General features: G+C 45.7%; 11 protein-coding genes. 4 read left to right on the forward strand and 7 right to left on the reverse strand.

The genetic code is table 11. From position 1 onward, the window contains the following. Positions 1 to 4: 4 nt before the first annotated feature. Positions 5 to 622 (reverse strand): DUF47 domain-containing protein, encoded by a 618-nt coding sequence (locus AMS66_RS12800; protein WP_053781174.1) that lies wholly within the window; start codon positions 620 to 622, stop codon positions 5 to 7. 216 nt (positions 623 to 838) lie between these two features. After that, complete coding sequence (locus AMS66_RS12805) at positions 839 to 1906, reverse strand: DUF3048 domain-containing protein (RefSeq protein ID WP_053781175.1); 1068 nt, start codon at positions 1904 to 1906, stop codon at positions 839 to 841. A gap of 338 nt (positions 1907 to 2244) precedes the next feature. Between AMS66_RS12805 and AMS66_RS12810 the strand changes: the two genes are divergently transcribed. Together AMS66_RS12810 and AMS66_RS12815 are read left to right on the forward strand one after the other, a co-directional pair. After that, the gene (locus AMS66_RS12810) at positions 2245 to 2784 is read left to right on the forward strand and encodes a DoxX family protein (protein WP_053781176.1); all 540 of its coding nucleotides are present in this window, start codon (positions 2245 to 2247) and stop codon (positions 2782 to 2784) included. A gap of 157 nt (positions 2785 to 2941) precedes the next feature. Beyond that, positions 2942 to 3154, forward strand: coding sequence for a hypothetical protein (locus tag AMS66_RS12815; RefSeq protein WP_053781177.1), 213 nt, complete (start codon positions 2942 to 2944; stop codon positions 3152 to 3154). Positions 3155 to 3334: 180 nt separating this feature from the next. Here the strand turns inward: AMS66_RS12815 and AMS66_RS12820 are convergent, their stop codons facing one another. The 3 genes from AMS66_RS12820 to AMS66_RS12830 all read right to left on the reverse strand — a co-directional run bounded on the left by AMS66_RS12820 (position 3335) and on the right by AMS66_RS12830 (position 5606). Continuing rightward, positions 3335 to 4120, reverse strand: a complete 786-nt coding sequence (locus AMS66_RS12820) for a DODA-type extradiol aromatic ring-opening family dioxygenase (RefSeq protein WP_053781178.1) — start codon at positions 4118 to 4120, stop codon at positions 3335 to 3337. Between the two features lie 179 nt (positions 4121 to 4299). Then, entirely contained in the window at positions 4300 to 5130 is an 831-nt protein-coding gene (locus AMS66_RS12825; protein WP_053781179.1) for an alpha/beta hydrolase, read from the reverse strand. Positions 5131 to 5369: 239 nt separating this feature from the next. Continuing rightward, positions 5370 to 5606, reverse strand: coding sequence for a hypothetical protein (locus AMS66_RS12830; RefSeq protein ID WP_053781180.1), 237 nt, complete (start codon positions 5604 to 5606; stop codon positions 5370 to 5372). A gap of 413 nt (positions 5607 to 6019) precedes the next feature. On the opposite strand from AMS66_RS12830, the gene AMS66_RS12835 reads away from it, so the two are divergent. Continuing rightward, positions 6020 to 6856 carry a DUF1129 family protein gene (locus tag AMS66_RS12835; protein ID WP_053781181.1) on the forward strand — a complete coding sequence of 279 codons (837 nt, stop codon included), beginning with the start codon at positions 6020 to 6022 and terminating at the stop codon, positions 6854 to 6856. Between the two features lie 317 nt (positions 6857 to 7173). Here the strand turns inward: AMS66_RS12835 and AMS66_RS12840 are convergent, their stop codons facing one another. Then, positions 7174 to 8091, reverse strand: a complete 918-nt coding sequence (locus tag AMS66_RS12840; RefSeq protein WP_053781182.1) for an AraC family transcriptional regulator — start codon at positions 8089 to 8091, stop codon at positions 7174 to 7176. A gap of 433 nt (positions 8092 to 8524) precedes the next feature. Next, positions 8525 to 11677 carry a copper amine oxidase N-terminal domain-containing protein gene (locus AMS66_RS12850; RefSeq protein WP_053781184.1) on the reverse strand — a complete coding sequence of 1051 codons (3153 nt, stop codon included), beginning with the start codon at positions 11675 to 11677 and terminating at the stop codon, positions 8525 to 8527. 286 nt (positions 11678 to 11963) lie between these two features. On the opposite strand from AMS66_RS12850, the gene AMS66_RS12855 reads away from it, so the two are divergent. Beyond that, on the forward strand, positions 11964 to 12932 hold the full coding sequence (locus AMS66_RS12855) for a hypothetical protein (protein WP_053781185.1): 969 nt from the start codon (positions 11964 to 11966) through the stop codon (positions 12930 to 12932). Positions 12933 to 12948 lie beyond the last annotated feature (16 nt).

Below are 12948 nucleotides of genomic sequence, written 5' to 3' on the forward strand. Positions count from 1 at the left end.
CTCCTTAAGAATTACGCATAATGATGGATTCGAGCACATTCGCTACGTCTTCGCAAGCATCCGTTGTCGTCTCAAGACGCTCGTAAATTTCCTTGCGTTTGATCAACTCAATCGGATCAGACACAGTAGCGAAAAGATGTTTGATACACATGCGCAGCACTTCGTCACCCTGGTTTTCCAGGTCGTTCAGACGAATCGTGTACTCGCGGATCGCCAGCAATTTTTTCTGAGACAGCAGATGAATGGCCTTCTGAATTTCGTAAGCCGATTGGCGCAAAATTTCAGAGAACTGCACGATAAATTCGTCCGGTTCAGTCAGTTGGTACATATAGAAACGGGAAGCCGTTGCTTCAAGTCCGTCCAATACGTCATCAAGTGTTGTTGTCAGTTCCATAATATCATCGCGTTCGATCGGCGTGATAAATGTCTTGTTGAGCTCTGTAATGATGGTATGAACATAATCATCACACTGGGACTCGTACTTCTTCATTTCATTGGCAAAAAGAGTCACATCCTGAAGGTTGGAAACATGTTGGGAGAAATAATCTGCCGCTTGCACGACCGTATCTGCCATGTTCTCTAGTGTCTCAAAAAATATATCCTTCTTCTTCTTAAGCTTCATAGCTCTATCCCCTTTACGAGAAATTGCCGATAACCGATGAAACATGAAATGACAACCTTTGATATCTTATCATAAATGTTTCACGGTTTGTACATAAGGCATGATCCTTTTTTATATTCTTATCACATAAATCTGAAATGAATCTTAATTATTTGGAATGGCTGGAAAAATGATGATGAAATTTTACACTGCGTTTACATTTCTCTTCAAATTGGATTAATTTTGAATTTTGATATGCCCTGCAAAGTCAGGCTGATTCGGAACGATACTTATAAAAGTCTTGCCAGGAACAAGAGCAACTTCGGTCCCATTTTGCACAAATCGAATAATATCACCCGGTTTCTTGACCCACTGCCCTCGAATCATTTTACCTTTCTGAAACAGCATCGCTTCACCACCCTGCTCCAGATTAACGGACAGTCTGCCCACGTTGTCGAGCACCTTGTGATTCGCACCCGCTACAATAATGTTGGCCGCTCCGATGGGATTGCCGTTATCCAAATCCTGATCTGCTTTTCCGTTCACTAATCTCATATATCGTCCGCTAACTTCATCATAATCATACGTTACCCGGTAACTCTCCAATAAATAATGAAGATCGAATTGCTTCGCTGACTCTCCAGCGGATGTGGCTCCTTCTTCGTTATACGTATACACAGGGGATTTGAAGTCGTGACTATACCCTTTGGTGTTCGCGCCTTCTCTCAGCTTGTCCGCCGAAGTGTACAGATTATGTGGGGCTTTACGATCCGATGAACGCCAGAAATAAGGGCCGCTATTCGATATTTCATCCATATGCTGTTTCTGCTGCTTTTGCAAAATGGAATAAGCATCCGGGCTGCCGCCCGCATGAACCAATACACCATCATAACTCTCACCAAGCTCGATTAGATAAGGGCGGATACTGCGCACGGGTCCAACCGTCTCTGCCCCGCCTTCACTCTGGAAGATGGCAATAAAACGAGTAATTCCTCCCTCAGCGAGCACTTCGATAATAATATCTGCCGCACTCAGACCTGATTGGGGCCGCGCTGCAGGAGCATTGTTAATCATGACCGCCAGTGGGCGGCGTGTAATTGCTTCATCAACAGGCAGGCCCGTCAGTGGTGCGGTGTAGAGCGACGTGGCGGGTTCTTCCGTCACTTGTTCTTCCTGTACAGGTGTAGGAACGGACTCTGGCTTCGGAATCTGGACCATCTCCTTACTCTGGCAAGCAACCAGACTTAGGGCCAGAATAAGCAGCGACGCCGCTGACGTCGTTTTGTTCCATTTCAATTGCTTCAATATATGTACCTCCTGGACGATATGGCTGAAATCTAGGCTGTAGTTGCTCTTATGTAGGTGACCATTTCACGTATTTCTTTCCATTTAATCACACACAGCACCATTTGTCTTCGATAAGAAGAGCATTTCCTACCCTGCATTTTACGTTTGAAACTTAGGATAGGCTGAAAAATATGTCCTAAATGTGAACTTCTCAAACCTTACTTAAAATTTGAACTAGATTGTGATAATAATCACAAACAAGATGACTTTTGAACTATACAATAAAGACATCAAAGGTGATCACTTAGAAAAAGAAAAACACAACACACACTAAATTCCATGAAGGAGTGGTTTATATGTTCAGCTTCAACCAATGGCTTAGAGAAAACAAAGTGGCAATGTGGATTTTGACAGTACTTCGGGTGTATATCGGTTACGACTGGATGACACACGGCTGGGGCAAATTGACAGGCGGATTCCAGGCTGGAGGATTCCTTGCAGGGGCAGTAGGAAAAGCAACGGGTGAAAATCCAACCGTTCAGGCATGGTGGGGAACATTCCTTGAGAACTTCGCGGTACCAAATGCGGGACTGTTCGACTTCATCATCCCTCTGGGTGAATTCCTTGTAGGTCTGGGTCTCGTTCTTGGATGCTTTACAACACTGGCAGCACTGATGGCAATGGTCATGAACTTCGCGTTCCTCTTCTCGGGAACAGTAAGCACGAATGCTCAACTGGTTCTGATGGAAGTCTTCCTTGTAGTCGCTGGTGCGAACGCTGGTAAAATCGGTTTGGATCATTGGGTAATGCCTTACCTCCGCGGATTGTTCACTCGCAATAAAGGCAGCCAGCATAAAGACACACCAACGATAAATCATACGCACAAAACAGCCTAAAAATTAAATAGGTATTCGCGGTCCTGCTCCCCTCCCCCTGGAGAGCAGGACTTTTTTTGTTCTCTGATCAGCTTGTACATTCATCTGACTTGCTCATCTACAGAAGCACGTATTATGATGAACATATCGATCGATTATAATCAAAGGAGTACATAACATGCCAACCCAGCGCCGTCTTGAAACCGATGCCGACTTCCAGGAAGCCATGGAAATGAAGTATAAGGTTCGTGTTTTTAAAGATAACCACCAGATTGATTCCGGTGGCATCATTATCCGTTTCGACAACAATACCATTGTTGTGCAGTCCAGCGTAAGTGATCTGGCTTATCATTCGCGTACAGCTTGTGAGCTTTTCGAAATTCGTAAGTAGCTACACAATCTTGCAGATGCTCGAGTCATAGAAAAAGGTTCCTGAAGCCCATCATGCTGGCCGCAGAAACCTTTTTTTGTTCAACTATTTAATAGCTAATGTCTGTCTTGTAGATTGACCACACACGCATTAACGAAATAAAAGCCACAGACCTGTTGACGTTCTGTTGTCTGCTCCAAGTTATACGCCGTCACCAAACTGCCAGCAGTTCAAACTGAGCGTACCGTATGGATACGACTGGAATAGACGTTTGGCAGATCGGGACATGTCCGCCGTACCCATGGCATAGAACAAGGGCGCAATGTGCTCCATTCCATAAGATGGAACTGCCGTGCGGGCATGGGGAGCTTTCTTGTCATATTGAAACAGCTCTCTCGTGTTCCACTGCTCAAGCCGCTCGCCGATCCAGTTATCGAATTCCACTGCCCAGTCTTGCGGTTCATCATTGCTGCCAAGCATGCGCAGGTTATGAACCGTTCCACCGCTGCCAATGATCAGCACATTATCATGACGCAGCTGTTCCAGCATCCGGCCAATATCATACTGTTCCTGCGGGGAACGCAACGAATCGACAGATACTGCAATAACAGGAATATTGGCCTCTGGATACATGTGTAATAGCGGTACCCATACACCGTGATCCAGGCCTCGGCCACGAACCGGTTGATGTGCAAGATTACTCCGAGTGAACAAGGCGCAGATCTCATTCGCCAGGTCTGGCTGACCCGATGCAGGGTATTTCATTGTATACATATTAGAGGGAAATCCGTAAAAATCATGCAAGGTCTGATGTGTATCATCCATTGTCACGGACGGTTCGGGACAATCCCAATGCGCCGTAAATACAACAATGGCTTTCGGAGCCGGCAGCCTGTCTCCAAGCTGGTTCAAAAAGTGAGTGTAGTCATTGCTCTCCACCGCCAGAGCGGGAGAACCATGCGCAATGAATAATGCGGGTAATGTCATTGCTGCCAACCTCCAGACACGGATAGGATGCTTACCCTTCTATTTTACCCCGAAGAAGGCGCTTTTCCAAGCTAACATCCCAATCAGATGCAATCTGGACGCGCATGTTGCCTTATGGACTAATCCATATTGGACATGGATGTTCCTACCTAACGAAAAAGATTGAGATATAATCACTCTTAGATCATCCAATGCTGCCAATCCTGTTCGATCTTCTGACGCTCTCCCAGCCATTCTCTCGTACGCGTGATCAGCTGTTCACGCTCTTTACCGGAAGAGAAGGTATGATCGCCCTGGAAAATAATCTCCTTGTCGCAGCGGCCTTCCTGGCGCATCCAGAATACCTTTTGATACAGGAACGCGTAATCTACAGGAATGATCTCATCCGACGTGCCGTGCACCACCAGAACATCCCCGTTAAATTTAACAGCTTCCTGGAATGGCTGATGTTCAGCCAATGATTCAAAGAATGCCGGAGTAAACTTGTAGCCGAGATAATCAGCAGATCCCAGTTTCACCCCTTCATCGTACACATTACGTCCCGTAATCTTCACAATATCATTGAACGGATATCCCACAGATGACCACATGACGAGATTCTTGACTCGTTTGTCACGGACAGCAGTCAGCAGAGCAACAGCTCCACCCAGACTATGACCTATCAGCGTTACACGGGTTGGATCTACATCACTGCAATTTACTGCATAGTCCAGCACAGAACGTGTTTGGGTAATCATGGACTCAAGCCCTTCAGCTCCGTACTCACCGCTGCTCTCCCCGCAGCCGATATAATCGAAGCGCAGCACCAAATACCCATCTTCGGCCAGCTCACGGGCGGTTTTCACAAACAGACGATCCACACCGATCCGACTTCCTACGAATCCATGGCAGATGACAGCAAGAGGAACGCGCTGTTGATGATTTCCCTCCTTGATGTCTTTGACGACCGGATAATGAATCGTGGCTGTTAATTCTTCCTGCCTATGACGAATACTGATCTGACGCTCCATGCCCATTTCCCCTTTCCATTCTTCCCTGCTCTTGTTCATTTTGTTAATTATATATAAATCCGATAAGTTTAATGTGTATTAAGATGATATTAGTATATTATCATCCTGTGAACCTCAAGTCAACGTGAGGAAATGTCCATTTCTAGACGTACCTTGTCTAGATTTTATCGGTAATTACTCAAAAAAAATGAGCCAAGCTGATAACAGCTGACTCGAATAATTCCTAATACTTGAAGCCATTACTCATAACTGCGACGGAACATCTCATGAGTCTCCACTCGACCCTGCCATTCATGTTCATGGACCGTATTCGAGATCCCCCAGAAGCTCCCTGACTGAAAGGTCCCATCTGTATACACTTCCGCATATTCAGTATCCTCCAACGTCCCATCCATTGGCACAACCTCATCCGCTACTCCGCGGGAGTTGCTATTCAGCAGCAGCTTCCTTGTTAATTTATCCGTTTGTTGATCCATACCTGCCACACTCCAATCCCTGGTTTCTGTTGGAAATGCTACTATTGTGGTGGAATCGGCTGTAATTTATTCATTCTTCACACAATCGTTAGAACTGGACGAGCACTTACGTATATTAACGGCGAACCACGGAGAATCTAAACAATATATCATAGCCAACATTTGCCTCCGATTCCTTCTGGCGAAAGGGTTGAATTCATGGAACACATCTTGGAATGGATTCGTATTCACGGAAAACTGGTACTGCTATGCACCTGTGTCATTCTGGCCTGCGCAGGGCTATGGTCGAATCGTAAACAGTTGTTTTATAAGGAATGACTTTGCGAAACGAGAGCCCTTCCCGTATACTAAAATACCGTCAGGGTCTCCAGATCACTGGGGATCAGAACGTGTGTAGACAGGGGGAGCAATCATTGGGGATTTCATATAAGAAACTGAAAGAAATACAGAATCGGCAAATGACCGAAATGAGTAAGATGACACCGGAACATGTAAAACTGTTCGATCAGATCAGCACCATTGCGCGCCAAGCACCTGCCGATGAGAGAACGCAGGAAGAATGGATTCTCTCTGCTGGAAGAGCCATTGTACAAGCTCAGCGTGACGGCAAGCCTGCTCGCGAGTTATATGGACCTGATATGCAACAGGATATCTATTCACAGCTAGGCGTGACAACTAATAATGAGGATGCTGATCCTGTTGAATCTAATATCGGCCCATCCACAACTTCAAGTACGGCTGTATCGAGCTCCGGAAGCAAAACCAACAAACGCAGTACGCCCACCAAGAAGGCAACAGCAGTTGAAGCCGAACCAACGGACTCTCCGGATCAGGTTAAACGAACGCCCAAATGGTACTTCATGATCTCCTGGGCAGCTTTGTCTTTTGTCATGCTGATTCAGGGGGCTGTTGGGCTATTTATTGGCTGGACCGGCGGAGATACGGAACCGTTTAGCCACATTAGCCTTTTCTCACTTATCGTTGCGGCGGTTGGCGGGATTGCACTGGTTGAAATGCTTCGTCGTCTGGCAGAACGGCCGGATGATCAGGGAGCAGACAAGACTGCCAGACCACAGGTCAATCTTCGCGGGATCGCCATCTATATCGTTATCGTTGTGGTTGTCTTATTTGTAGGATATCCGCTGCGTGACAGCCTTCCCGTATTTACGCTGGCTCCATGGATTAGTCTTGTGATCGGAATTGTGGGATTGGCTACGTTGAGACCACTTTTCGGACAAAAGAAAGCGTAAGGATTGCCCTTTGTGGGCAGCATCATTGGGTATATCGTACAGTTATGTGATGTTCGAAGATGAAGTACGAGTGAAGTACGACAATTCGGTGATGAGATAGAATATCAAGTGTCAAAAAAGGGGCCATAATGGCCCCTAGCCAGCTGTTGAGAAATTCTCGACAGCTATTTTTATTTTCAGACCGTTCAGGTAAAATTCCATAATGCATTTTATCTAGCATAGGTAAAGGTAATCACTTACCACACCTTATAAGTAACCTTATATTACGGCCAGTAGCTCGTTTGAAACTGCTTCCGCCTCCAAAAGGAATGGCCTTGTCATACTTCATATAGATGATCCACAGGGCCCGTAGAGTCTCTCTCCATTTTGAGCTGAATGCGATGCTTGATCTCCTTGCCCGGAGTCTCTCCGAATTCTCGCTTATACATACGGATAAAGTAGTTCACTTCCATACCAACCGTCTCCGCCGCCTCTCTTACACTTGCCCGTGGGTGCTTGTCCAGCCATTCGGACGCCTTCTGCAAACGTAATCGCTGCATGTACTGATGTCCTGTCACCCCATGTCTCTGATGAAATAATCGGTTCAGGTGCTGCACCGAATAACCAACAGCTTCAGCTACATGCTTCAGCAGCAGATCATCCTGGTAGTGCGTGTGCATCAGCGACACAGCTCGGGTGAATGCTTCATTTGCCGATTCCGACTCGCGCTCTGAACGTGTTAATGACCCACTCCGCGCTTCTCGCTCTTCTGTCTCATCATTCAGCGGGAGGATGAATCGTGACATATCCAGAATAAGCTGGTAGATGATCGTTGAGCTGTTCCACATCTCAGTCATCCCATGGTCCAGCGAGTACCAGATGTCCGTCACTCGTGACCAGAACTGTTCAAATTCGGACAAGTTCCGTGGCCCCATCGGCAGCAGTCCCGTTGACCGAAGCACCGCACCCGCCGCCTCTCCACCAATACCGATATATCCAAGCTCCCCATATGTTTTGGAATGCGGAATATACTCATGGGCCACCCCAGGTTCCATCACGAACAGTTCACCCGCCGATACTGTCCACGCTCCTTCACCTGGAACCTTAAATTCCCCCTTGCCGCTGCGTAATAAAAAAAGCTGATACACCGGAAATCCATCCGGTCTAAACTGAACTTTCTCTTCTTGTGTCCCCACACAATACAGATACAGAGACAATCGGGAATCCGGCAGGCCGGTCAAGCGAAATGCAAGCATTTCATCATTCCTTTCGGATCTTGCTCTTCTTTCTCCTATTATCCATCTGTTTGCCCCGTTGCAACAACGCCAAAGGAACCTTTTTGGTGACAGGATTTACAAGTGCAGTATGCTTGATTCAGAAAATTTACTACATCGGCAGAACAACTTTTAAGACCAAGAAAAACTCCCCTTCACTTTTGGAAGGGGAGCCTGGTTTGTTAACAAAACTGATTGATAAGATTGTTGGTTCTTGGAGTGACCGTTCCGGTTACGGATCGTTCTTTCGATCGCTGTTGTCTCCAAATTTATCTGATTCCACCTCTATAAGGTTTAAATTCGGAGACAAAGGCTAGCGCTGCCGCTTCTTCAGAATCGATTCCGTCACCTCTACTACTTCTGGAGCTCATCAAAACGAACTACTCATCAAAGCATCAAACTCTTCTCTTCACAATTATTGAGGTGGGGTCTCTACAGCAGGAGTTTGACTACCATTATCCGGATTGGACGTAGGAGCTGCCGGAATAGTAAATGTAGCTATATCTGACCTCGTAGTTGCATATTTCGCAGGGTCACTAGACACGGAAACCACTCTGATTTTATATTTTCCTGATTTAAAAGCAAACCCATCTGAATCCGTTGAATTACCGGTAATGTTAACGTTCGCTGTTGATGGATTGCCAGCCCCACTATTCACAGTTCCTACTCGACTACCAAGACCGTTATCGATTGTGTTACTCGTATCTTGGACAATGTAAACATCATAGCCTGCAATTCCAGTTTCATTGCTAGGCTTGGTGAAGCTGACATCAACGGAAGAATCATTCGCTGTCGCTGTCACGCCCGATACTTTTTCAACAGGCACTGGTGCCTGTTTCTTGGCATTAATCGTGAATACAGGCGATGAAGCTATGCTGGATTCACGTTTGCTGTCTAATGATTCGGATAAAATAACCACCTTATATTTACCTGCTTCGATCGCATTACCGTTAGAATCCGGCAGCACAAGTGGCAAGTTAGTTGGACTTGTAGTGACTACTGTTGCATTACCGGATTTCGCAGTGTTTTTAGCCGCATTCAGATCAAACACCGTTTCGGCAGGTACAACCATTAACACATAACGCCCAATCCCTGTTTTAGAAGCAGGCTCCGTAAATGTTACCGTCACATCCGTTGCATTTCCTGCTGCTTGCGTTGCGTCTTTCGCAGTTGCAGTTACATTACTCACTGCGGCTACAGCCGTATTGGAAGCCAATGTAATGACATTTGAGCTCGAAGACAACGCATTGGCAAGAGAGCCGTTATTATTCACTGCCATTACATACACCTTATAACTCACATCATTACGAATTAATTCACCATCCGCTGTTCTCGAACTACTTATAAAGTTCACAGTCTGGTTATTTCCTGTTTTTCCTACATAAGTATAATTTAGATAATTATTAATTTCGTTGGCTGTAGTCAGATTGAAAGTGCTATTCGATTTCACCACAAACACCCGATAGTGATTCACATTCGTCTCATCCGTTGAACGATTGAACGTCACACGCAGATCACGTCCATCTAAGTTATCCCCAATATCTGTTGCTGCCACATTGCTTGGTGCAGTCACAGCTGCATTGGCAGTCAGCGTAATTTGTGAAGAATAAGAAGACAATGCATTTTGGCTGGAATTTCCACTTGTGCTTACCGACAGGACGAATACACGATAGCCTTCATTATTAGTAATTCTGTAGCCATTAGTATCGACTGCATTGCTAGGAAGAGTAAATGACTGATTTCCACCCGTCTTGCTCACCTGATAATAATTGTTGGATGCATTAGCTGCGCTCAGTGTGAAGCTGCCTGCATTGCCGGAACGGACCACATATACCCGATACGCTGAAACGTTAGTTTCATCCGAAGCTCTATTAAACGAAACCTTCAGGTCACGTCCATCGTTGTAGTCACTCACATCAGCAACCCCAATGTTACTTGCGACTCCTGCATTACTGTTCGTTGTCAGTCTCAACAGTGTTGACGAGGAAGACAGCGCATTAGTATAGCCGTTCTGCTGGTTGCCTACAGCCATAACATAGATCCGATAATCTTGCAGATTCGTTACGTTATAGCCACTTGTGTCCTTCATGGAGGATGGCAGTGTGGTTGTAATATTGTTGCCTGTTTTGTTCACGTTATAGTACAAGCTGGAAGACAGATTGCTCGCCGTAGTCAGATTAAAGCTGCTGGATACCGAGTTCCGCACTACGAAAATTCGATAATTAGCCACTTTGGATTCATCCGATGAACGGTTGAAGCTCACCTGAATGTCACGACCGTCTCCATAATCCGAATTGTCTTTCACTTGCGTGATGACTGGCGCTGTTGCTGTGTTTACGCCCAGCGTAAGTGAAGAGGATACTGTGGACAATTTATTGTCTGCTGTTGCCGCATTGGAGCTCACTGATACAATGTACACGACATATGATGTGCCGTTTTTGATCAATTCCCCTGATGTATCACGCGTCGAGGAACTTAGCTGGCTTTTGACTGTTGTACTGTTACCTTTATAAATAATGGTTGAATTAGAACTGGACACATTATTTGCCGTAGTCAGATTGAATGAAGAAGCGTCTTTCGCCTTGACTACAAAAGCACGGTAATACGTAATATTGGACGTTGTACTCGGCTGTGTAAAGTTAATTTCCAGGTCACGGCCATCCCCATAGTCACTGATATCTGCGATCCGCAGGCCTGTGACAGGTTGAACCGTCGTTTTCACATTGTTTAGTTTCAAGGACTGGGAAGACCAGGCCAACAGATTTTTGTAGCTGTTGTTGCTGTTCCCCACCGTAAGTACATATAGACGATACGTCTCATTAGAATTCAACAGATCCCCGTTCACGTCACGGGTCTGTGCATTAAGTGTCAGTCTAGGATTACCGCCATTTGGAGTAACGGATGTATAGTTCGAAGCTGGCACAGCCGATGCCGCAGACTCCGTAAAGCTGCTCACATCACGTGTTTTTACCAGCATAATCCGATATGCTGACACAGCCTTCTCAGAAGTCGGACGTGTGAAGCTTACAGTCAGATCTCGACCATCCCCATTGCTTCCAGACACAGAACCGTAAATGTTCCATGCTGCATATTGGGTCTCATCCACAGGAGGAGTGGACGTTGTTTTGATATCTACCCGCTGATTGCGAGAATTCCAGAATACTTTCTCTCCAAAAGCTTCACTAACAAAACGAATTGGAACCATTGTGTTTCCCTTGATGGTATTTGCAGGTACATCTAGCGCTACCGCTTCTCCGTTGATGTAAGCCGTTTTGGAACCCAGTTTTAGCGATACTTCCTGATCTCCCCGGTTCGCCGTGATCGTTTTGGTTTTATTGGTGTACTTTACCGTGGCATCCAGTCCTTCAAAAATGGAGCGCAATGGAACCAATACGCGTCCACCTTTCATGACAGGTGCCTGAGCGGACGACAGCTCCGCGTCGTTAATATAAATGCTAATTCTTGCAGCTGCATCCATAACTGACGTTGGTAGTGCAGACATCAACATAGCCGATACGGCCAGTGCTGACATCACCTTTTTCACTTGACGTCCTCCAGCTTTCCTCATATCCAATATCCCCATTCTCTTCATTATTTAAGTTAAAATGTGATCGTTGTTGATTTTATTTTATTCCTGTAATTTCCTGTGCATATCTAAGACGTATGAACATCAGTAAAAGTTTCCAATCCCACAAAAAATATTTTCGCAGAAATGTCCTCCCACCATCTACCCTCCAAAGGTTAAAAATAACAGAAGAATTTGTCATTATTCCGCAACAACATCCTTCCTAAATTCGTTTAATGTATAGTGAATAACAACCTATTATCTTTAAAATTACGGGAGGTTCACACAGATGACATCATCGTATTTATCTGGTCAACGCAAAGGGATGCGATTCTTCATAACAGTCGTTGCCATTGTTGCAATCTTTACAGGAACCGCAGCTACACCTGGAATCGCTGCTGCCGCCCCTTCGAGCCCGGATACCAAAGTAACCACCAGCAGTTCAACCGCCATATATAAAACATTTCAATCCATGCTCAAGAAAAAGAACGGCTTACCCGCCGCTGACACTTATCTGGAATCCAATATCAAAAAAGTAACAACGCACCACGCTACCCTGATGGTCCTTCAATTGGAGAGTGCGCGTCTGAAGGCTCTAACCGCCATGACGGACCGCTTGCTCGTGCCTAACGTTCAGGACAAGATGCTCAAGGCATACCAATTGAACGACAGCTTCACCAAACTCATGGAGCGTACCCAGGACTCAGATCTGCGTGCACTGTTAAAAGAAGCCCGGGACAGCGGCTATCGCCTCGTCATGCTCGAAGGCTCCCTCTATCCCATTATGAATTATGCGGCACTCGTGAAATATAACTCTGAAATTAAAGAGGATATCTCAAGCTACATCAACATCATGACGCAGGAAACAAAAAACTTGCCTGCGGATGATGGAGCTCTGGTCATTGGCTATCAGGAAATACTCCTTCGAGCACTCAGCCAGGAAAGATTCCTGGAACTCTATCCGAAATCGAATCGGGCCAAACAGGTGCGGGATCTGTTGAACAGTTATACCCTGTATACCTTTTATGGGCTGAACAATACGCCGCTGTTTGATTATGACACGAACAAAATGGTTGCGAACGCCCAAAGAGGCTACAACGGCGTCTTGCAGCGTCTTGTATCCGTCGATAGTGAATTCCTCACCAAGCTGGATGCCTTTATGGATGTGGTTAAGGAAGCAAAGTATGAGAAAACAGCTGCAGTGGTGAAATGGCTAGAACAGAACGTTCCGACCGGGGCGGATGCGGCTATTAAATAATTCATTATATTAATCA

Source organism: Paenibacillus xylanivorans, assembly GCF_001280595.1.
Classification (GTDB): Bacteria; Bacillota; Bacilli; order Paenibacillales; family Paenibacillaceae; genus Paenibacillus; species Paenibacillus xylanivorans.